The organism is Neobacillus drentensis, assembly GCF_036965645.1.
In the GTDB taxonomy this organism is placed as follows: domain Bacteria; phylum Bacillota; class Bacilli; order Bacillales; family Cytobacillaceae; genus Neobacillus; species Neobacillus drentensis_D.
The window spans coordinates 14,834-38,012 of record NZ_JBALPZ010000053.1 but is presented as its reverse complement, the minus strand read 5'-3'; the positions used below and the strand labels follow the sequence as shown (position 1 = coordinate 38,012).

Below are 23,179 nucleotides of genomic sequence, written 5' to 3'. Positions count from 1 at the left end.
AAGATACATATTTTTTCCGATTTCTCCTATAACACCAAGTGCAATAAACTTAATGGATGAATTATTTATCTTTACCAATTTCCGTTTCCTCCTATGCTGACAATAAATAGATACTGCAAATAAAACCTAGTGAAGCAACCACCATAAATGGCATGAACAATTAACTATCTTCACCTTTTCTATCGCCGACCCAAGATCAGTTATCATTATTATACTTGAAACCTGAAAACCTTTACAACCAATAATCATGTATTTTAAGGCAGCATGAGGTCCTTTCATAAAAAAAGAGCTTACCGAACAGAACATTCGATTAGCTCTTGGACACTTTATATAAGTTTAAGAAGAGATACGAGCGTAGTCCGTTCTTGTTCGGTTAACCCCACAAGTGGAAGGCGTACATGCCCGACATCTAATCCCTTAATCTGTAATGCAGTTTTAACAGGAGAGGGACTTGGTGCTGCAAAAAGCCCTTGCATGAGTGGAAGCAAATGCTGATGTAACTTGGCAGCTTTAGCATATTCTCCATCAAAAAATGCTTTCACCATATCTTGTAATTCATTTCCGATTACATGTGATGCGACTGAAATTACCCCTGCGCCGCCAATCGATAAAACAGGGATGGTTAAACTGTCATCTCCGCTATAGAGGACAAAATCGTCAGCCGTATTGGCTATAATATGTGTCATTGCACTTAAGTCTCCACTGGCTTCCTTCACTGCTACTATATTAGGAATTTTAGAAAGCCGGACCACCGTCTGTGGCTGAATCGTTACAGATGACCTGCCCGGAATATTATAAACCATCATCGGAAGTGTTGTGGCTTCTGCAATAGCCTTAAAATGCTGGTACAAACCTTCTTGGTTAGGTTTATTATAATATGGGCCTACTGCCATGATGGCATCGACACCAAGCTGCTCAGCCTTTTTGGTTAATTCAATCGAGGCGTACGTATTGTTACTTCCCGTACCAGCAATAACTGGAACACGTTTTTTTACAACTTTTACAACATGATCAAATAGAGCCAGCTTTTCTTCTTTGGAAAGCGTAGGTGATTCTCCAGTCGTTCCAGCAATCACAAGGGAATCTGTGCCATTATCAATTAAAAAATTAACCAATTGAGTAGTTTTTCCAAAGTCAATATGCCCTTTTTTATCAAAAGGGGTTACCATCGCTGTTGATACCCGCCCGAAATGAACCATTTTAGTACTCCTTTCAATACAATCGGAACCTATCCGCTGCAAACACATCATTCCATTAAATACTTTGTTTCTCTAAATCCTTAGAGATCATACTCGGCTGTTTCATCCTCTAATTGAAAGGCATCATGCAAGGAATTAACGGATTTAACTAGGTCCACCTGTTTAACCAGTACCCAAATAGTTGTATGGCTGTCTGCTGATTGTAAAATACGAATTCCATGATTTGATAAGGCTGTTACGATTTTAAAGGTAACTCCAGGTACTCCTGCAATTCCTGCACCTACAACGGAAACCTTTGCACAATGGCGCTCAACTACCGGTTCATGCCCTAATTCTTCTAGGACCTGAATAGCTCGATCAGTCATTTCATCTGTAACTGTGTACACAACCCCGTTCGGAGAGATATTGATAAAATCAACACTGATTTTTTCATTTGCCATTGCTTTAAAAACTTCTGCCTGCAAGTTATATTGATCCTTTTTAGCAAAAACCTTTATTTGGGTAACATTTGAAACATGTGCGATTCCAGTTACCATACGTTCTTTAATATCACTGCCACGATTTTCTTTATTGATGGAAGTAACTAATGTCCCTAGGGAATCAGAATACGTAGAACGGATCCGAATAGGAACTTTTGCCTGCATGGCAATCTCAACCGCTCTAGGATGAATGACTTTTGCTCCCTGATAAGCTAGATTACACACCTCAGTATAGGTAACAACAGAAAGCGGCCGAGCATTTTCTGCAATACGCGGGTCGGCAGTCATGATCCCTTCAACGTCTGTAAAAATATCAATCCATTCCGCATTCAAAGCTGCACCGAGTGCTGCTGCCGAGGTATCACTTCCACCACGACCAATTGTGGTCACATCACCATTTTTTGCAGCTCCTTGAAATCCTGCCACAACGACAACATCATTCGTTTCTAATTCTCTTAAAATTCGGTCACATTTCATTTCCATAATTTTTGCATTTGTATAGTCATTATTGGTACGGAAGCCGGCTTGGGCTCCGGTTAGGGCTGTCGCGTTGATTCCGCTCTCTAATAGCATATTCGTGAAGACAACGCTTGAAATAACCTCTCCACAGGAAAGGAGAAGATCATGCTCCCTCTTGGAGATTTTGCTAAGATTACCGCCAATTAATGATAATAACGTGTCTGTTGCGTATGGGTCTCCTTTTCTCCCCATGGCCGAAACCACAACAACCACTTTGTAACCATCACTTAACGCTTTTTCAATATGGCCCTCCGCATGCTTTCTGCTCTCTTCATCTTTTACAGATGTCCCGCCAAATTTTTGAACAATAATTTTCATCTAACACCAAACCCTGCCTTTACGAAGTAGCCTTATTTAACTAGACCTAATTCTACTAACCTTTCAGCAATTTGAACGGAATTCCATGCTGCTCCTTTAAGTAAGTTATCTGAAACAACCCACATATGGAAGCCGCGGTCTTCATCAATATCCTTTCTAATACGTCCTACAAACACATCATTTTTCCCTACGCAATTTGCAGGCATTGGATAGACTTGATTTTCTGGATCATCCTGTAAAACAACTCCAGGAGCATCCTTTAATAATGCCTTGATTTCCTGGGCACTGACGCCTTCGGTTTCCACTTCAAAATAAACGGATTCTGAATGTCCCACAGCAACTGGCAGTCTTACACAAGTTGCAGAAACTTGTAAATCCGGTAAATGCATGATTTTTTTAGTTTCATTAATCATTTTCATTTCTTCATAGGTATATCCGTTTTCTTGGAATTTATCAATTTGCGGGATTGCATTAAAAGCAATTTGATAATGATTTTTGTCAGATTTTACTGGTAAAATTTTAGGCTCGACTGTTTCGCCGGCTAAAATAGATTTTGTTTGATCCATTAATTCTTCAACAGCAGTAGCACCTGCACCGGAAACTGCTTGATAGGTAGATACAATGATCTTTTTCAAGCCGAATTTTTGGCGGATAGGTTCTAGTGCTACAACCATTTGAATCGTAGAGCAGTTTGGATTAGCAATGATACCATTATGTTCATGTAAATCTGCCTCGTTTACTTCTGGAACAACTAATGGCTTATCAACATCCATTCTAAATGCGCTAGTGTTGTCCACGACGATGGCACCGCGTTTAACAGCCTCTGGAGCAAGTTCTTTAGACACATCGCCTCCGGCACTAAATAACGCGATTTGAACCCCTTCAAAGCTTTCAGGTTTTGCTTCTTGAATCGTAATTTCCTGGCCATTTACTTCTAATACTCTCCCAGCCGAACGGGCTGATGATAGTAGGGTTAATTTGCTGATTGGGAAGTTCTCTTTTAACAATGTTTGGATCATTTGTTGTCCAACTGCTCCTGTTGCTCCTACCACTGCAACGTGAAAACCTTTTTGCTGACTCATTTTCTAGTTCCCCTTTCAATCCTGCACTGTAACTTTAGTGGTTATTCTTAATTTACATCAGAAGGGGTTGACCCCTCTGATGAAAGATTAATTTATTTTAACATATTCTTATTAAGAAATAACCTTTTTTAGCGGAAAGTGGGGAAATTTAGTCAGAATCTTTATATCTCTCTACTAAAACTGGCTGGAGTTGTTTCCCTTCAATAGCAGCTTCTATTGTTTGCGTTAAAAGTGTCATTCTTGCAACCATTGAATTCGGCTTTTTCACTGGGTCGTCTTGACCATATGGAATAAAATAAATATTTTTGGTTGCCATCAGCCTCATTAGATTGACACCATTTAACCCTAAGGCATCATTGGTTGAAATTCCAAGCACAACAGGCATTAAATTCCTTAACGTTGCCTTGGCAGCCATTAATACAGGATTATCATTAATAGCATTCGCAAACTTACTCATTGAAACACCTGTTAAGGGTGCAATGACCATGCAATCGAGAGGAATTTTGGGACCTAACGGCTCTGCTTTGACAATTGAGTCAATGACCTTATTTCCCGTCAAGTCCTCAATTCTTTGAATCCAATCCTCCCCCTTGCCAAAACGTGTATTTGTATTTTGAACGGTAAAGGTTACAACTGGCAATACCTCTGCACCGGCTTGAACTAGTTTTTCAATTTCCGGGAATACAGCATCATACGTACAATGTGAGCCCGTTAGACCAAAGCCAATTCTTTTACCTTTTAAACTCATTTCACTTTCCCCTTTCGCTTTCCTAAATCTTCCTGAAGCAGTTGGGCTAGAACATTGGCTAGAATTTGACCAGCTGTTTTTGGGGCTACAATTCCTGGTAACCCAGGTGCCAGCAGTGCTTTTATACCCCTTTTCTCTGCATATCTGAAATCAGTCCCGCCAGGCTTTGAGGCAAGGTCAATAATAAGGGTATGGGCAGGTAGTTTTGAAATTACCATCGCTGTAACAATTAGATGTGGTGCTGTATTAATTAGGATATCGGAATCTTTTACTTCATGAACTAAATTACTTAAGTTGAAGGGAGTCAAACCCATTTCTGTGATCCTTGCCAAATGCTCACTCTTTCTTGCACCAACCTTTACCTTTGCTCCCAGTGCGGCAAAAGTTCTCGCCACACTCATACCAACTCTACCTAAACCAAGTACTGTTACATTGGAGCCATGAATGGTAAAGTCTGTATGTTGAATCGCCATCATAATCGTTCCTTCAACAGTTGGGATTGAATTATAAATGGCCACATCATCCCTTTCAAATAATTGAATCAGGGTTCGTTTGGCCTCTTTGGTTATCCCATTTAAATAAGAGTTCGTGATACCTGAATAAATTGAACAATGTTCCGGAGTTTTGTTTAAGATATCACTTGTTAAATTAACCTTTTCATTTGAAAAGATGGTTTCTACCTGGCCTTCTAAATTTGTTCCAGGAACAGGTAAAATGATGGCGTCCATATTAGAAAAATCAACTTCATCAAGCTTTTCTTTGACCGCACCGGTAAAAGCGTGATCAAGCTGTTCAAAGCCAATAAGTGATAATCTCGCGTCTAATTCTGTTAACCTACGGATGATTTCCAGCTGTCTGGCATCACCGCCAATTACGGCTATTTGCATCCCTGTCAGCATGAAAACTTTCACCTTCTTTTTTTTATAAATCCTGCATGGAATTCCATTTACTGTTTTCACTTCAACATCTTATGTAAGAGTGGTTCATTCGGTGAGTTTTCTATGACAGGAAATAAAAAAAGCCCAAGCAAGTGTTATTTTGCTTGGGCTTTCTTCTAATCCCCATTGCCTTCCGGGACATCAATAATAATCATATCCGAACCAATTTTTTTAATGTGATGCCATGGTACCCTGATTTCTTCTCCTTGTTTTCGAAAACCAAACCATTTTAGTGAAGGTATCAGCAGTGCCTGAATCTGTCCTGTGCTTTCATTTATTTCTAGATCTGTTTGTCCTAATACACCAAGACGCTCAGCTTTTTTAACATCGACAATTTCTTTCCCGCTTAATTCACTTAACCTCATCATCAGCTGCCCCCTGTCACACCCTTTTTTATTAGTTTATAAGGGAAGGACAAATTTTAGAATAATAAAGAAGAGGTATTCTCAATAATGGGAATACCTCCTTCGATTAAGACAGTTTATTTGGGAATTCACCACTCGGACTAATGAGGGTTACGGAATATTTGTCATTAAATATAGACCTTGCCATTTCATCAACACTGTTCTTGGAGACGGCATCGATTTGCTCGATAATTTCATCAAGTGAGCGATGACGTTTTAAAAGAAGCTCATTTTTCCCATTTCGGCTCATCCGACTATTGGTACTCTCTAAGCTCAACATTAAACTGCCTTTTAATTGTTCTTTACTATTCGTTAGTTCCTTTTCGGTAATACCATCTTGTTTTAACTTATCTAACGTTTCTTGAATGGTCTCAAATAAAAGATCCAGCTGTTTAGCACCCGTTCCTCCGTAAACGGTTAAAATCCCGCTATCTAGGTATGCAGAATGATAGGAGAATACAGAATAGGCTAGGCCTCTTTGTTCACGTACTTCTTGAAATAACCTAGAGCTCATGCTGCCACCTAAAATATTGTTTAAAGTAATCAAACTATAAACATCTTCATGCCCTACTTTTAGCCCCTCAAAGCCGATACAAAGGTGAGCCTGCTCTGTTTCTTTTTTTCTGGAAATCCTATTTGAATGAAAAACAGGGATGTTTTCTGGCGCTTCATTTGTATCACCCTGATATGATCCAAAATAATTTTCTACTTCTTTAATAAAACTTTCGGAAACATTTCCAGCGATAGAGATAACCACATTTTCAGGCGTATAACGGTGACGAATGTATTCCTTTAATGACTCGCCTGTAAATGTATTTAAAGTCTCTTCTGTTCCTAGTATCGGATATCCTAGCGGATGATCTTCGAAAACTGCCCTGCTCAGTAAATCATGGACAATATCATCAGGTGTATCCTCATACATTTTGATTTCTTCCAGGACTACATTCCGTTCCTTATTTAATTCCTCTTCAACAAAAGTTGAGTTAAAAAACATGTCAGCTAACACATCTAATGCAAACTTAGAATGTGTATCAAGTACTTTTGCATAGTAACAAGTATACTCCTTTGAAGTAAAGGCATTTACTTGACCGCCAATACTATCAAATGATTCAGCGATTTCCTTTGCTGATCTTGTGGTCGTTCCTTTGAAAAACATGTGCTCAAGGAAATGGGAAATACCATTTGTTTTAGGATCCTCATTCCTAGACCCTGTTCCAATCCAAACACCTATAGCTACAGATCGAACGGTGGGGATATTTTCTAGAACAATTCTAACTCCATTTTGGCAAGTATACTTATTAATCATTGACTTCCTCCTGTCTATACAGCGAAACTTCAAACAGCAAGTGGATGCCTTTCTGTTTAATTCTCGGACTTACAGGCAGCTGCCCCCCGCCTATAGAATATTTTCCACTAAGTTTTGAAAGCTGTTGTCTTCTTGCTTATGTTTAGTAGGATTAAATTGCTCCGCTACTACTCCAATTATTTATTATACTTTCTTACATGTATTTTCTCCAAATTTCTGAGATAGGCTGCCACCATTATTTTATTATTCTTTCCTCATCCATTAATTCACTAACCGTTCCTATGTGCAAATTCTTTTTTTCAATTAACGTGATTAAACGATCCAGAGCTTTTGCTGTAGAATCAGTTGGGTGCATGAGTACCATTGAGCCTTTGTCTATTTTGGACATAACACGATTAATCAAAACGTCAGGAGACGGCTTTCGCCAATCAACTGTATCTACCGTCCACATTACAGTCTTCATGTTTAACTCACTCGCTATTTTAACTGTTTCATCCCGATAACTCCCACTTGGCGGTGCAAACCATACAATTTTTTCTCCCGTGGCAGCTTCAATAATTTCATTCGTTTTAACCATTTGTTCTCTTGCCTTTGCGGCCGTCAGTCGGCTCATATCTGGATGTGAATAAGAATGGTTTCCTACCTCATGCCCTGCACTAACAATCATTTTGGCAAGTTCTGGATTTTTTTTTGTCCAGTTACCTTCAAGGAAAAAAGTTGCTGATACGTTATGCCTTTTTAATGTTGCAAGCATTTCGGATAAATACTCATTTCCCCACGCTACATTTATTATAAAGGATACCATCGGTTTATCAGGATGGCCCTTATAAATCGGTGTAGGAGGTAAATTTTCTAAGTGTACCTTGGGTGTCGTTTGGACAAAAACAAGCTTTTTCTCATCAAATTCGCCTTTTTTCTTCATCTTTTTATAAGACGCAGCTATATCAACTTTTAGTCCATTATATCCAGGAATGGCCTTCCAAACAGGATCAATCTTTGCATCGGAAGGCAGAACTTCATATGTATGTGCATTTTTTTCTATTTTTTGATATAGAGGATCTGTCTGCTTCACCACTGGAAGTGCAGATTCTGTTAAAGATGCTATATAATTTTCAACAATGGGATTGTTGACACAAAACCAAGCAGCCAAACAAATAATAATTAAAATTCCAGCTTTCTTCACTCTACCATTCCCCCTTCCATAAAGAGTATGTCTAATGGGGACAAGGTAGAACAAAAGATGAACGGAAGAGTATTGTTCAGGCGCCCAATCAGGTCAATTTTTCATTTTCAACAAGTGAAATATAAAACACAATTCCCGTATAGCAGAAAAAGCCAGGGAATTCCCTGACTTTTTCAATATGATTTAACACAAAATTACTGTTTTTCTTCAGCTTTTTCACGCTGTTCTTTTAAGATAGCTTTCCGAGACAGGTTTACTCGGCCTTGCTTATCAATTTCTGTAACCTTAACCAAAATTTCATCGCCAATTTTTACGACATCTTCCACTTTTCCTACCCGCTCTTCGGCAAGTTCAGAAATATGAACCAGTCCATCTTTTCCAGCAAAAATTTCAACAAAGGCACCAAACTTTTCAATACGCTTGACCTTACCAAGATACATTTCGCCTACTTGTACTTCACGAACGATATCTTCAATAATTTTCTTCGCCTTTTGGTTCATTTCTTGATTAGTGGAGGCAATAAAGACGGTACCATCTTGTTCGATATCAATTTTTACTCCAGTTTCTTCAATAATCTTATTGATCTGTTTACCACTTGGTCCAATAACATCACGAATTTTATCTGGATTGATGGTCATCGTTAAGATTTTCGGTGCAAATTGAGATAGCTCTGTTCTTGGTTCTGTAATTGTAGCAAGCATGGAATCTAAAATATGCATTCTCCCTACTTTTGCTTGCTGCAGGGCTTCCTCTAAAATCTCACGGGAAAGACCCGCAATTTTTATATCCATTTGAAGAGCTGTAACGCCTTTAGCTGTTCCAGCAACCTTAAAGTCCATGTCACCAAGGTGGTCTTCCATACCTTGAATATCGGATAATACAGTATAGTGTTCACCTGATTTAACCAATCCCATGGCGATCCCGGCAACAGGAGCTTTGATAGGAACCCCCGCATCCATCATGGCTAATGTACTTGCACAAATACTTGCCTGAGAAGTCGAACCATTGGATTCAAGTACCTCAGAAACAAGTCGGATCGTATATGGGAAATCCTTCTCAGATGGAATAACTGGTTCAAGGGCACGCTCACCAAGTGCACCATGTCCAATTTCACGACGGCCTGGACCACGAATTGGACCTGTTTCCCCTACACTAAAGGAAGGAAAGTTATAATGATGCATAAAACGTTTTTCTTCTTCGATTCCTAAACCATCAAGGATTTGAACATCCCCCATCGCCCCTAGGGTACAAATACTTAAAGCTTGAGTCTGTCCGCGGGTAAATAAGCCTGAACCATGTGTACGAGGCAGAATACTTACCTGTGAGGATAATGGACGAATTTCATCAATTTTACGGCCGTCTGGACGAACCTTTTCAACTGTAATCAAACGGCGGACTTCACCCTTAACCATCTTGTCCAAAATTTGCTTTACCTGCTTCAAATCTTCTTCTGTCGCTTCGTGTTCCTCGTATCTCGCAATAACTTGGTTTTTAACCTCTTTAATAGCATCCTCACGGGCATGTTTTTCTTGAACCTGAATGGCCTTTACCATGTCGGCTTCACAAATTTCTCTAACCTCGGCTTCAAGTTCTTGATCAATTTCATATAAAGTAATTTCTCTTTTTTCTTTACCCACTTCGGCTACAATTTTTTCTTGGAACTCAATTAAGCGTTTGATTTCATCATGACCGAACATGATCGCTTCAAGCATGATTTCTTCCGGTACTTCCAAAGCACCGGCTTCAACCATGTTAATGGCATCCTTTGTCCCAGCTACGGTTAAGTGGATATCACTTTTTTCTGCCTGTTCAACGGTTGGATTAATAACAAACTCGTTATTTACACGTCCTACGACTACACCAGCGATTGGTCCCTCAAATGGGATATCGGAGGTACTCAGTGCCAATGAAGAACCGAACATAGCGGCCATTTCAGTTGAACAATCTTGATCCACACTCATGACAATACTAATGACTTGAACATCATTTCGAAAACCATCAGCAAAAAGCGGACGGATTGGACGGTCAATCAAACGGCTGGCTAAAATAGCCTTTTCACTTGGTCGTCCTTCACGTTTAATAAAACCGCCAGGAATTTTACCAACCGCATATAAACGTTCTTCGTAGTTAACGGTTAATGGAAAAAAGTCGAGGTTTTTTGGTTCTTTTGATGCTGTAGCAGTACTTAATACAGCTGTATCTCCATAACGAACTAAAACGGCACCGTTCGCTTGTTTCGCTAACTGGCCAATCTCAATTGTTAATTTCCGGCCGGCCCAATCCATAGAATATTCATGTTTTATTTGTTCCATATTATTACCCCTCTCTAACTAAATCCTTAGAAGGATGATACGAAAGAAAGCCCTCTCGGTTAATCATCAACTAATTCTCACTCATATAAAAAAAGCCTTTAAAGCTTATTGTTTAAACCAAATTATTAATAGTATGCACAGAAAAGCTTAGACTTAAAATTATGTATAAAAAAATGTTTTTTTTGCTAACAAAAAAGCGGGAAAAATCCCGCTTCTGTTACTAACGACGTAGACCAAGCTTATTAATTAACACACGGTAACGTTGAACATCTTTATTACGTAAGAAAGTTAAAAGATTACGACGTTTACCTACCATTTTCAAAAGACCGCGACGTGAGTGGTGATCTTTCTTGTGTGTACGTAAGTGCTCGTTCAAATTATTGATTGATTCTGTAAGGACAGCGATTTGAACTTCTGCAGATCCAGTGTCGCTTTCATGAGTTTTGTACTCATTGATAAGTTCATTTTTACGTTCTTGAGTGATTGCCATCCGGTTCACCTCCTAAAATTTTCATATCCCCTGTTACCGAGCAAGCGTCGGAGACTCGACTTGCCAAGTAAAGGTTTGTTTTAATACGTATTTAAGAATACATGGTTTTACGGCAAATTGCAAGTTAAAACCTGAACATATTGTAAGAAATGCTTTTTTATAGCAGCAAGCCTAGGAAGATTGTCGATTTTTCTCAAAGTAGGAGAGGGCGTTTTGTTTATCTTTTTCAATTTGAGCAACAAGTTCGGCAATCCCGGCAAATTTTTGCTCTTTACGTAGATAAAGATGCCATTCAATTACTACCTCGCTGTCATAAATGCTCTCGTTAAAATCAAACAAGTGCACTTCTACAGAAAGTTTTAGCGATTCTTTATTAAAGGTAGGTTTATAGCCAACATTACATACTCCGTCATGCCATCTATTATCAACCTTTAATCTAACAGCATAAACTCCAGTTGGCGGGATAATATAATCATCGAATAAATCGACATTAGCTGTTGGAAAACCGATGGTCCGCCCCCGTTTATCCCCGTGAACAACAATACCCGATGTAGTATAGTAGCGTCCAAGCAGCGTTGGAAGTTCGATGGTCTCACCTGACTGAAGAAGACGGCGGATTCTTGTGGAACTTACCTTTTCATCCCCTTGCACATATTTTGGAACAACCGTATAACTAAATTGATCTCGTGAATGAAATGGCAGGGTTTCCATTGTTCCCTTTCCCATCCGGCCATAGGTAAAATCAAATCCGGCCACAACGTGTTGTACATTTAATCCAATAATATATTGATCAATAAATTCTTGTGGCAAAAGATAGGCAAATTCTGGGGTAAACTCGATAATAAATAAATAATTAATCCCTAATTCTTCAATTATCTTCACTTTTTCCGACAATGGAGTAATATAGTGAACATGCTGTGTATTCTTCCCTAGCACAACAGATGGATGCGGGTCAAATGTCATAACCGCACTAGATAAATCTTTTTCGTCCGCCTGCCTTTTTGCCTCCCGTATTACTTGTTGATGCCCGCAATGAACCCCGTCAAAATAACCAAGGGCCATGGCCAAAGGAGGGATCTCAGTATTAACTAAATTAATTGGATAACTAAGCCGTATTACTTCCAATGAAACTCACCTTTTCTATTCCGTACCTTTTTATAAAATCTCGTTACGTAATACCTTAACGGGTTTAAGGAGATTTGGCTTGCTCGGGTGCTTAGCATAAATAGCGAGAGCCGTTCCATCATCCGTTTCAGCGATTATTGGTCCGTTAATTATTTTTAAATAATCTGGTGTTTCTAATAATGCACCATTTTTCACTTTCTCTGCTACTTTATCATTAATATGAAATTTCGGCAAATGAGAAAGTGCAGTTTCTAACGGTCTTAAAACACTTGAAATCGTCCCCTCTTCCATATGCCTTTCAATATCTTCAAAAGTTAAGCAATCCTCTAGAGTAAAGCAAGCAGATTGAATTCTTTGCAAATATGACATATGTGCAGGAAAACCAAGTATCTCCCCAATCATCACTGCCAACGTACGGATATAGGTCCCCTTGCTGCAGTTAACCTGAAAACGAAAGGTAATCATTTCTCCTTCAAATTGCTCCCTTTCATCAAGTAAATCAATAGAGTAAATGGATACGACTCTGGTTGGGCGTTCTACTTCTATCCCTTTTCGGGCATATTCGTAAAGACGAACGCCGCCTACCTTAACAGCCGAATACATCGGTGGTGTTTGTTCAATTTCTCCTGTTAACGATTTTAACACCTGCAAAATTTCATCCCTTGAGATGACACGATTAACTGGTTTTCGTTCGACTACCTCACCCGAAGCATCTTCCGTTGTTGTGGAGAATCCAATAGTTACTTCTCCTAAGTATGCTTTGCCGGCGTCTGTTATGTATTCTGCCACCTTAGTTGCTTTGCCAATACAGATTGGCAGAACGCCAGTAACGTCTGGATCTAACGTACCTGTATGGCCTACCTTTTTGGTTTTTAATATTTTCCTGAGCCTAAAAACACAATCGTGTGAAGTGAGTCCTGCAGGCTTATATAATGGTAAAATCCCTTCCATTACACTGCTCCTTTCTTTTATCTTGTGATCATTTTTTACATTAAAAAAAGGGATAGACATGATGTCTATCCTCTATTCTTCCTCATGCTTTTCGTACGGTTTTTCATCATCCGTATGCAGTTGATGAAGAAGGGTCTCAATGCGATTTCCGTAATCAATTGATTCATCCCATTCAAAGATGATTTCAGGAGTTTTACGAAGGCGGATACGGTGACCAATCTCGGTCCGTATAAACCCTTTTGCTTTGGCCAAGCCTTTTAGTGTATTCTCCCTTTGCTCTTCATCCCCTAAAACGGATATAAATACTTTAGCTTGTTGAAGATCTCCAGAAACCTGAACATCAGTTACGGTCACAAATCCGATCCGAGGATCTTTTATTTTTCGGCCGATAATGTCACTGAGTTCTTTTTTCATTTGTTCTCCAACGCGATTTGCTCTGTGGCTCATTGTTTTCACCTCTTAACTTAAAGCCAATCTATCTCGGTGATCGTTCTCTCTATTTCTGGAAATGAGTCGATTAGTTTTAACGCTTTTTGTAATTCCTGCTCCGTGGCAGTCCGAGTGGAAGTCACAACTGCAATGGCAATTTTCGTTCTTTGCCAGACATCTTGAAAATCCACCTCTGCAACGGAAACATTAAATCGCTGTTTTAATCGGGTTATGATCCGTTGCAGCACTGCCCGCTTCTCTTTTAAAGAGTGAGCATCATAAATCATGCACTCACATTCGGCTACGCCGACAATCATTTACGCTCGACTTCTTCCATCACATATGCCTCAATGATATCTTCTTCTTTAACATCATTAAAGTTTTTAATCGTAATACCACATTCGTAACCTTGCGCAACCTCTTTAGCATCGTCTTTAAATCGTTTCAATGCATCGATTTGCCCTTCGAAGATTACAACACCATTTCGAATTAAACGGATTCCGCTGTCACGAGTGATTTTACCATCGGTAACATACGAACCAGCAATGGTTCCAACCTTTGATACCTTAAAGGTTTGACGAACTTCTGCCTGCCCAATAATTTTCTCTTGGAATTCTGGGTCAAGCATCCCCTTCATCGCTGCTTCAATTTCTTCAATTACTTTATAAATAATCCGGTGCAGACGGACATCGACTTTTTCAGCTTCAGCCGCACGCTTGGCATTCACATCCGGACGAACGTTAAAACCAATTACGATTGCATTTGACGCTGCAGCAAGGGTAATATCTGATTCATTAATAGCACCAACACCATTATGAATGATTTTAATATTAACGCCTTCTACATCAATTTTCTGTAAGGAAGCTGCCACGGCTTCTGCGGAACCTTGAACATCAGCTTTTAAGATAATGTTTAGATCCTTCATCTCACCTTGCTTCAACTGCTCAAATAGATTATCCAGGCTGACAATTGATTTTTCACCGCGATGAGCAACTAGTGCTACTTGGGCACGTGCTTCTCCGATTTGACGGGCTGTTTTTTCGTCCTCAAATACGACGAAACGATCCCCTGCTTGCGGTACATCATTCAAGCCTGTAATTTCAACAGGAGTAGATGGTCCAGCTTCTTTCACACGGCGGCCTTTATCATTAACCATCGCACGGACACGTCCATAGGTATTCCCCACAACGATTGGGTCACCTATTTTTAGTGTGCCATTTTGGACTAATAATGTTGCAACAGAACCGCGGCCTTTATCCAATTGAGCTTCGATAACTGTTCCAACCGCATTTCGGTTAGGATTTGCTTTGTATTCTTCTACCTCACTAACGAGGAGAATCATTTCAAGCAAGTTATCGATACCTTCTCCAGTTTTTGCGGATAGTGGTACAAAAATAGTATCCCCACCCCAGGCTTCTGATACTAATCCATGTTCAGTTAATTCCTGCATAACACGATCAGCATTGGCTGCTTCTTTATCCATTTTATTAACAGCGACAATAATTGGCACTTCTGCTGCTTTTGCATGGTTAATTGCTTCAATTGTTTGCGGCATAACGCCATCATCGGCTGCAACAACTAAAATTGTGATGTCGGTAATTTTTGCACCACGGGCACGCATGGTCGTAAAGGCAGCGTGTCCAGGGGTATCTAAGAAGGTAATTTTCTTACCATTTTCAACCACTTGATATGCTCCAATATGCTGGGTAATTCCACCAGCTTCACCTTCGGTTACCTTTGTATTCCGAATGGAATCAAGTAAGGTAGTTTTACCGTGGTCAACGTGTCCCATAATCGTTACTACCGAAGGTCTTTCCACTAATTCTTCAGGAGTGTCTTCTGTAAAATAAACTTCAAGATCAGTTGTATCGATTTTAATTTCTTCTTCTACTTCAACACCATACTCACCAGCAATTAATTCAATTGCATCTTTATCAAGTACCTGATTGATGGTAGCCATAACACCAAGTAAAAAGAGCTTTTTAATGATTTCTGATGGCTCACGGTAAATCTTTTTAGCTAATTCTCCAACCGTTAATGATTCACTAAAGGTAATTTTAGCTGGAAGCTCTTTTTCCTTTTTCTTCACTGGCTGCGATTGTTGAACTGGCGTGTGTGCCTTCTTCTTTTTATTATTGTTATTGTTATTGTTATGATTACGATTTTGGTTATTGTTAAAAGGTCTTGCCTTAGCTTTATCTGCATTATTAAATACTTTATTTTCTTTTGATTGATATTCTTGATTTTGTTTTTTGCCTTCAACCTTTTTAGGTGGTGAGACAACTTTTACCTTGTTAGGTGCTGAATTATTATCTGCAGCTTCCTCAAATGCTTTAGGTGATTTTGCCTGTACTTGTGGTTTTTGACCGCCTTGAGCTGGACGGGAACTGGTACGATTTTGCTGCCCATTGTTATTTTGTTTGGGCTGTGAAGTAGAACCTGCTGCCTGTTTGTTAAAAGCGGCATCTAGTTTTTTTACATCTGCATCTTCTATTGTTGCCATATGATTAGAGACCTCGATATTCATTTCTTTTAATTTATTAATTATTTCTTTGCTTGAAATATTGTGTTTTTTTGCGTATTCATAAACACGGATTTTACTCATTTATTTCACCCCCGCTAGATTTAATCGAGCAACGTTATCAATTTCTTTGCAAACCCATCATCCATAACAGCTACAACAACGCGGGCTTCTTTGCCAATTGCCTGACCAAGAAGATAACGATCTTTCACCATTCTTAAAGGCACATGATAAGAATTACATTTATCTGTAATTTTTTTAGTTGTATTTGCAGATGCATCTGCGGCTAATAAAACGAGTTTTGCCTTATTGTTTCGAATTTCCTTAACGGCAAGCTCCTCACCTGATATGATTCTACGCGCTCGATTGGCTATGCCAAGCAATGACATCCATTGATTGTCCTTCATTTGGATGGTCAGTTCTCCTTCTCTATTAACTCAAGTAGTTCCTCATAAATCGAATCATTAATCGGTACCTCTAAATGGTTAGATAATATGTTTTTTTTCTTGGCCAAGAGTACAGCTTCTTTGTTCTTTGAAAGGTATGCACCTCTGCCGGATTTCTTTCCAGTCAAATCGATCGATACTTCCCCTTCTTTTGAACGAACGATGCGAACGAGTTCTTTTTTCGGTTTCATTTCACCGGTTGCTATACATTTGCGCATAGGAACTTTTTTCTTAATGTTCACTCGCCATCCACCTCACCTAATCATCTAACTCTTCTTCAAAATCCATGTCAGTATCGACTTGATCGTCAAATAGTCTAATGGTTTCTTCACGTGGATAAATGCCTAGCTCACGTGCTTCTGTTTCAGATTTGATATCTATTTTCCAGCCAGTTAATTTTGCTGCAAGACGGGCGTTTTGTCCCCTTTTACCGATGGCCAATGAAAGCTGATAGTCCGGAACAACAACTGTTGTTGCTTTATCCGCTTCGTTCACCATAACATCAAGCACCTTAGATGGGCTTAGTGAATTAGCCACAAACACAACAGGGTCATCAGACCACTTAACAATATCTATTTTTTCACCCTTTAATTCATTAACGACAGCCTGAACGCGGGTTCCTTTTGGACCAACGCATGATCCAACAGGGTCAACTTCTGGATTATCCGAATGAACAGAAATCTTGGAGCGGTCACCTGCTTCACGGGCAACTGATTTAATCTCTACTGTACCATCATAAATTTCAGGTACTTCAATTTCAAATAATCGTTTTAATAATCCCGGGTGTGTACGAGATACAAAGATTTGTGGACCTTTTGTCGTTTTTTCAACCTTTGTGATAAATACCTTGATGCGATCATGCGGCTTGTATCGTTCATTTGGCATTTGTTCATTAGCAGGTAGTAATGCTTCAATTTTCCCAAGACTGACATAAATAAATTTAGAGTCAAGTCTTTGAACAATCCCAGTCATGATATCTTCTTCACGGTCAATAAATTCAGAATAAATAATTCCTCGTTCTGCTTCTCTTACACGCTGTGTAACCACTTGTTTTGCAGTTTGTGCAGCGATCCTGCCGAAGTCTTTTGGTGTTACTTCCATTTCTACAACATCTTCAACTTGATAATTCGGATTGATCCGCTGGGCATCTTCTAGAGATATTTCCAGACGTGGATCAAACACTTGATCAACGACCTCTTTACGTGCAAAAACACGCATAGAACCGGTTCCTAAATTTAAATCGATGCGGACATTTTGAGCCTGATTGAAATTTCGGCGATATGCTGAAATTAAAGCTGCTTCAATCGCGTCAATTAAAATATCCCTGGAAATCCCTTTCTCTCTTTCCAGTATTGTAAGAGCATCTAATAATTCGCTGCTCATTTGCTTGTATCCCCCTAATCCTTATTAAATTTTCTATTTTACGAAAAAGTAACTGCGAGTCGTGCACTTGCTACTTTTTCAAATGGAATTTCAATTATTTTTTTACGAGTTTTAATTTTAACCTCAACGGTAACCTGCTCACCATCAAAGCCCACTAATTTCCCTTCAAACTTGTTTTCCCCATCGATGGGCTCATAGGTTTTAATAAATACATTTTTACCAATAGCCTTTTCAAAGTCTTTTGCCTTCTTTAATGGCCTCTCTGCACCTGGGGACGACACCTCTAAAAAATAGTTATGGGGAATGGGGTCCAATTCATCGAGTTTCTCGCTAAGCCGTTCACTCACCAAGCCGCAATCCTCGATATCAACACCAGTGTCCTTATCGATATATATGCGAAGAAACCAGCTTTTTCCTTCCTTCACATACTCAATTTCCACTAATTCTAATCCAAGATCTTGAAAAATTGGTGCAGCCAGCTCTTCAACAACTTCCGTTACTTTGCTCATGCTTTACCTCCTTTTCTCTATTATTTCACCCAAATTCTATGTAGTTCACGGAAAGTTTTATCAAATAACACTAAAAACGATAGTAAACAAAACCAAGATGCAATAAAAGCAGCTTGGTTACATAACGAAAGAGTGGGTTTCCCCACTCTTGAACTCGAGAGTATTTCTTAGTATTTCCAATAAAACTATACCATAACCATAGTATATATGCAAACCCCAATAGCGGAAGCGCCTTACACAGAGGCTTATGACCTCGAGCCCCTAGCCGCTGTAGCTAGAAGAGACAAGGTTAGAATAAGGAAAGCTGGTTTTGTTCTGGCAGTGCTGCAAGACAACCTTGTTTGTCTAAATATTCGAGGATGGTTTTCGATACTTTACCACGCTGCTGCAGATCTTCTTTTGAAAGGAATTCTCCTTCTCCTCTCGCCTTAACAATATTATAAGCGGCATTTGTTCCTAATCCCGGAATGGAATTGAACGGAGGAATTAAGGTATTTCCTTCAATAATAAATTCTGATGCATCTGATTTATATAAATCATAGTTTTGGAAGCTGTAACCTCTTTCCGTCATTTCAAGAGCAAGTTCTAGAACGGTTAATAAGTTTTTCTCTTTATTTGATGCCTCGAGTCCTTTGGCATTAATTTCCTCGAGTTTAGCCCGAATCGCTTCAGACCCCCGGGACATAGCTTCAATATCAAAGTCCTCTGCACGGACTGTGAAGTAGGCCGCATAATAAAGAAGAGGAAGATGAACCTTAAAATAGGCAATCCGAACAGCCATTAATACATAGGCTGCAGCGTGAGCTTTAGGGAACATATACTTAATTTTCTTACAGGAATCAATGTACCATTCCGGTACTTCATTCTTGCGCATTTCTGCTTCCATTTCTTCACTTAAACCTTTCCCTTTACGTACTGACTCCATAATTTTAAAGGCAAAGGATGGATCAAGTCCCTGATAAATCAGGTACACCATGATATCATCACGACAGCCGATTACTTCACTTAAGTTACAAATTTGGTTATGAATTAATTCCTGTGCATTTCCTAGCCATACGTCTGTTCCATGTGATAATCCTGAAATCTGGACTAATTCCGAGAAGGTCGTTGGTTTCGTATCCTCAAGCATTTGCCGGACAAAACGCGTACCGAATTCCGGAATCCCTAATGTTCCCGTTTTACACATAATTTGCTGCTCGGTTACACCTAGAGATTCGGTGCTGCTAAAGATTTTCATGACTTCCGGATCATCGGTTGGAATTGTCTTTGGATCAATCCCGCTTAGATCCTGGAGCATCCGGATAACGGTTGGGTCGTCGTGTCCAAGTATATCAAGCTTTAAGACGTTATCATGGATGGAATGGAAATCAAAATGGGTTGTTTTCCACTCTGAATTACGGTCATCCGCTGGGAACTGGATAGGTGTAAAGTCATAGACATCCATATAGTCAGGAATAACAATAATTCCCCCAGGATGCTGACCTGTTGTCCTTTTTACCCCAGTACAGCCAGAAGCAAGTCTTTCAATCTCAGCTCCACGAATTTGCATGTTATTATCCTGCTGATAGGCTTTAACGTAACCAAACGCCGTTTTATCTGCAACCGTACCAATGGTTCCCGCACGATATACGTATTCCTCACCGAATAGAACTTTTGTGTAGTTATGTGCACGCGGCTGATATTCTCCAGAAAAGTTCAAATCGATATCGGGTACTTTGTCACCTTTAAAACCTAAGAACGTTTCGAAGGGAATATCATGACCGTCTTTGCGATATTTCCCCCCACAGTTTGGACAGTCCTTATCAGGTAAGTCAAATCCTGAACCTACCGAGCCGTCATTAAAGAACTCTGAATGTTTACAGGTTGGACATACATAGTGCGGCGGCAGTGGATTCACTTCGGTAATCTCTGTCATGGTAGCAACCAAAGATGACCCGACAGATCCACGCGAACCAACAAGATAACCATCATCAAGTGATTTTTTAACTAATTTATGCGAAATCAAATAAATAACGGCGAATCCGTGTCCGATAATACTTTTTAATTCCTTTTCCAGCCTTGCTTCTACTATCTCTGGAAGCGGATCACCATAGATACTGCGTGCCATCGAGTAACTCATCTCACGCATTTCTTCATCTGCCCCTTCAATTCGAGGAGTATAAAGATCATCTTTGATTGGCTTAATAACATCGATCATATCCGCAATTTTATTCGTATTTGTGACAACAATTTCTTTTGCTCTTTCTGCCCCTAAAAACGAAAACGCATCAAGCATTTCATTTGTCGTTCTAAAGTGTACATCCGGCAGTTCATGCCTGTTTAATGGGTTTGCCCCGCCTTGTGAGTTAACTAATATTTTCCGATAGATTTTATCATTTTCATTTAAGTAATGAACATTTCCTGTCGCAACGACTGGAATACCCAGCTTATCACCAAGGGTTACTATTTTGCCAATGATATCCTCCATCGCTTTCTCGTCACGGACAAGCTCCATTTCAATCAGTGGTGCATTCACTTCTTTTGGCATTACTTCAAGATAGTCATAAAAGCCGGCATGTGCTTCAACTTCATCAGGTGATTTTTGCATCATCCCTTCAAACACTTCACCCTTATTACATCCAGACCCTACTAAAATTCCTTCACGATATTTTTGCAAAACTGATCTTGGAAGTCTTGGTACTCTATAAAAGTACTCAATATGAGAAATGGAAATTAGTTTAAAAAGATTCTTCAGGCCTGCTTCTGTCTGAGCTAAAAGGGTGCAGTGATAAGGACGGGCCCGTTGGTAAGCATTCCCTTTCCCCATGTTATCATTGAACTGATCATGATACTCAATTCCTTTCTCAAGAGCATCTTTTAACATTTTCAAAAGTAAATAGCCAGTTGCTTCTGTATCGTAAATGGCCCGGTGATGCTGGGTTAATTCAATATCAAATTTTTTGGCTAATGTATTTAAGCGATGATTTTTCATTTCAGGATATAAAAAACGTCCTAACTCTAAGGTATCAATGACAGGATTTTTTGCTTTTTCTAAGCCGATTTGCTTATAGGCTACATTCAAGAACCCCATATCAAAGGAAGCGTTATGGGCAACTAAAACAGCATCTCCTGCCCAGTCATAAAAATTCTTAATTACTTCATCTACTTCTGGGGCATTTTTAAGCATGTCATCTGTAATACCAGTTAAGTTTATAATTGTAGCCGAAAGGCGTTGATGTGGATTTGCAAATGATTCAAACCGGTCAATAATTTCCCCATTTTGAATTTTAACGGCTGCGAGCTCGATGATCGTATTGTATACAGCGGAAAGCCCTGTTGTCTCAACGTCAAATACAACAAAGGTATCTTCCGCCAGCAATCGGTGGGCATCATTATAGGCAATCGGCACTCCGTCATCTACAAGGTTAACCTCAACACCGTATAGGATTTTGATATCATTTTTCTTCCCTGCGCCGTAGGCTTCAGGGAATGATTGGGCTACTGCATGGTCTGTAACAGCAATTGCTTTATGCCCCCACTTTTTCGCTTGTGCAATTAGCGCACTTACTGGAGTTACGGCATCCATTTGACTCATTGGTGTATGAAGATGCAGTTCTACTCGTTTTGCATCCTCAGGTGCAGTATCTTTTCGTCCAGCAGGTTTTATTTCATTGATATCATTACAAATCATGACTAGGTCACGGACAAAGGTATCATTTTGAACGCTTCCCCGAACCTTTACCCATAAACCTTTTTTAACTAGCTGGAAAAGGGCAGCATCTTCTTTATCACGAGAAAACATTTTTACGATGATAGAACTTGTATAATCTGTTATTTTAAACGTTAATAGGGAACGTCCGCTTCGAAGCTCTCTTATTTCAGCATCAAAGATATACCCTTGTACTACAACTCTTCTTTCCTCATCGACGATATCAATCAAGCTGCGAAGCTCGCTATCATCCTTGATGGTTAACCCAATTGAAAGCGGTCCAGAAGGAACATCTCCTCCACCTTGACCCTTATCAGCTTCTTTCTTTTGCATCTCTACTACGGCCATATGGGCTCGTTCTTGGTCTTCTTTCTGTTTAGCCAGTAAGAATTGCTGATATTCATCATTTTTTTCTTCATTTTTTAATTCTGTATCAATCGCCAACAAGGGAAAACCAAAAGATTGATAAATATTTCCGATTACAGGACCATACTTCCGCTTTAAAGCGAGTCCTTCTGCTTCATTTCTAACTGCTACCGTTAGCTTATTCCCGCTCACTTCAGGAATTTGTTCATTTAGAAGTTTTACAAGTGGTGGGGAAATACCATCAATTTGCTGAGCGCAATAATTCCAGTATTCTAATATTAAATCTGGTGTAATGGCTGGGTTAGTTACTTGAATATTGTAAGAAATGGCTGCGATGTTGGAAAATGTTCGTTCAAGCTGTGTTGTAAACTTGAGATAAACATTGAATGGAAGTATATTTTCGAATAAAAATTGAAAGTGCCACTTCCTCTCTTTCTTTTCAACCAGAAGCCTTTCAATTTGTGCATTTTGGAAATGTACTACTACAGCATCTTCTACCAATTGCAGCTGCTGGAGCAAGAGTTTGAATCGCTCTTTATTGCCTAAGGCATGTTCGCTCATCGTCTCTCTCCCATCTATAAAAACTATTATTTATCTATATCAAAATTAAATTATACCATATGATAACCGATGACTCGGTTTATTTCGACTGAAAACTTCATCCAAAAAAGGAAAGCACAGGCGCCTTGACCAGGGGAAAAAGTAGTTCATTTTTTCCTAGGCGCTGACAATGGACCAGTCTCAAAAGCGAATGTTACTATTTTATATCACAAAAAATAAGGA

The 23,179-nt window shown here is 39.4% G+C and carries 20 protein-coding genes; all 20 read right to left on the bottom strand.

Features of this window, described 5'->3' with window-relative positions; translation table 11 throughout:
- Positions 1-326: 326 nt before the first annotated feature.
- Positions 327-1,199 carry a 4-hydroxy-tetrahydrodipicolinate synthase gene (gene dapA / locus V7266_RS11160; protein WP_335467962.1) on the bottom strand — a complete coding sequence of 291 codons (873 nt, stop codon included), beginning with the start codon at positions 1,197-1,199 and terminating at the stop codon, positions 327-329.
- 80 nt (positions 1,200-1,279) lie between these two features.
- On the bottom strand, positions 1,280-2,515 hold the full coding sequence (dapG, locus tag V7266_RS11155; RefSeq protein ID WP_335467961.1) for an aspartate kinase: 1,236 nt from the start codon (positions 2,513-2,515) through the stop codon (positions 1,280-1,282).
- A gap of 32 nt (positions 2,516-2,547) precedes the next feature.
- A complete protein-coding gene (asd, locus tag V7266_RS11150) occupies positions 2,548-3,597 on the bottom strand; it encodes an aspartate-semialdehyde dehydrogenase (RefSeq protein WP_335467960.1) in 1,050 nt (349 codons plus the stop codon).
- Between the two features lie 148 nt (positions 3,598-3,745).
- The gene (dpaB, locus tag V7266_RS11145) at positions 3,746-4,345 is read right to left on the bottom strand and encodes a dipicolinate synthase subunit B (protein WP_335467959.1); all 600 of its coding nucleotides are present in this window, start codon (positions 4,343-4,345) and stop codon (positions 3,746-3,748) included.
- Positions 4,342-5,244: a dipicolinic acid synthetase subunit A gene (gene dpaA / locus V7266_RS11140; protein WP_335467958.1), complete on the bottom strand. Its 903-nt coding sequence runs from the start codon at positions 5,242-5,244 to the stop codon at positions 4,342-4,344. Before dpaA ends, dpaB begins: the two co-directional genes overlap by 4 nt.
- Before the next feature lie 155 nt (positions 5,245-5,399).
- Positions 5,400-5,648 carry a YlmC/YmxH family sporulation protein gene (locus V7266_RS11135; protein ID WP_335467964.1) on the bottom strand — a complete coding sequence of 83 codons (249 nt, stop codon included), beginning with the start codon at positions 5,646-5,648 and terminating at the stop codon, positions 5,400-5,402.
- A gap of 106 nt (positions 5,649-5,754) precedes the next feature.
- On the bottom strand, positions 5,755-6,993 hold the full coding sequence (locus V7266_RS11130) for a M16 family metallopeptidase (protein ID WP_335467957.1): 1,239 nt from the start codon (positions 6,991-6,993) through the stop codon (positions 5,755-5,757).
- A 235-nt stretch (positions 6,994-7,228) separates the two neighbouring features.
- Positions 7,229-8,176, bottom strand: a complete 948-nt coding sequence (locus tag V7266_RS11125; protein WP_335467956.1) for a polysaccharide deacetylase family protein — start codon at positions 8,174-8,176, stop codon at positions 7,229-7,231.
- A 194-nt stretch (positions 8,177-8,370) separates the two neighbouring features.
- Complete coding sequence (gene pnp / locus V7266_RS11120) at positions 8,371-10,488, bottom strand: polyribonucleotide nucleotidyltransferase (protein ID WP_335467955.1); 2,118 nt, start codon at positions 10,486-10,488, stop codon at positions 8,371-8,373.
- Positions 10,489-10,708: 220 nt separating this feature from the next.
- On the bottom strand, positions 10,709-10,978 hold the full coding sequence (gene rpsO / locus V7266_RS11115) for a 30S ribosomal protein S15 (protein WP_024026799.1): 270 nt from the start codon (positions 10,976-10,978) through the stop codon (positions 10,709-10,711).
- 171 nt (positions 10,979-11,149) lie between these two features.
- Positions 11,150-12,103, bottom strand: a complete 954-nt coding sequence (gene ribF / locus V7266_RS11110) for a bifunctional riboflavin kinase/FAD synthetase (RefSeq protein WP_335467954.1) — start codon at positions 12,101-12,103, stop codon at positions 11,150-11,152.
- 30 nt (positions 12,104-12,133) lie between these two features.
- Entirely contained in the window at positions 12,134-13,054 is a 921-nt protein-coding gene (gene truB / locus V7266_RS11105) for a tRNA pseudouridine(55) synthase TruB (RefSeq protein WP_335467953.1), read from the bottom strand.
- Positions 13,055-13,126: 72 nt separating this feature from the next.
- Positions 13,127-13,501: a 30S ribosome-binding factor RbfA gene (rbfA, locus tag V7266_RS11100; RefSeq protein ID WP_335467952.1), complete on the bottom strand. Its 375-nt coding sequence runs from the start codon at positions 13,499-13,501 to the stop codon at positions 13,127-13,129.
- A 17-nt stretch (positions 13,502-13,518) separates the two neighbouring features.
- Entirely contained in the window at positions 13,519-13,800 is a 282-nt protein-coding gene (locus tag V7266_RS11095; RefSeq protein ID WP_420491378.1) for a DUF503 domain-containing protein, read from the bottom strand.
- Positions 13,797-16,088, bottom strand: coding sequence for a translation initiation factor IF-2 (gene infB / locus V7266_RS11090; RefSeq protein ID WP_335467951.1), 2,292 nt, complete (start codon positions 16,086-16,088; stop codon positions 13,797-13,799). The genes V7266_RS11095 and infB overlap by 4 nt, the downstream gene beginning before the upstream one ends.
- Before the next feature lie 20 nt (positions 16,089-16,108).
- A complete protein-coding gene (locus V7266_RS11085) occupies positions 16,109-16,411 on the bottom strand; it encodes a YlxQ family RNA-binding protein (RefSeq protein ID WP_335467950.1) in 303 nt (100 codons plus the stop codon).
- Positions 16,412-16,419: 8 nt separating this feature from the next.
- On the bottom strand, positions 16,420-16,692 hold the full coding sequence (gene rnpM, locus V7266_RS11080) for an RNase P modulator RnpM (RefSeq protein ID WP_335467949.1): 273 nt from the start codon (positions 16,690-16,692) through the stop codon (positions 16,420-16,422).
- Positions 16,693-16,708: 16 nt separating this feature from the next.
- Positions 16,709-17,833 carry a transcription termination factor NusA gene (gene nusA, locus V7266_RS11075; protein ID WP_335467948.1) on the bottom strand — a complete coding sequence of 375 codons (1,125 nt, stop codon included), beginning with the start codon at positions 17,831-17,833 and terminating at the stop codon, positions 16,709-16,711.
- A 38-nt stretch (positions 17,834-17,871) separates the two neighbouring features.
- Positions 17,872-18,342, bottom strand: a complete 471-nt coding sequence (gene rimP / locus V7266_RS11070; RefSeq protein WP_335467947.1) for a ribosome maturation factor RimP — start codon at positions 18,340-18,342, stop codon at positions 17,872-17,874.
- Between the two features lie 289 nt (positions 18,343-18,631).
- Entirely contained in the window at positions 18,632-22,957 is a 4,326-nt protein-coding gene (locus V7266_RS11065) for a PolC-type DNA polymerase III (protein WP_335467946.1), read from the bottom strand.
- Positions 22,958-23,179 lie beyond the last annotated feature (222 nt).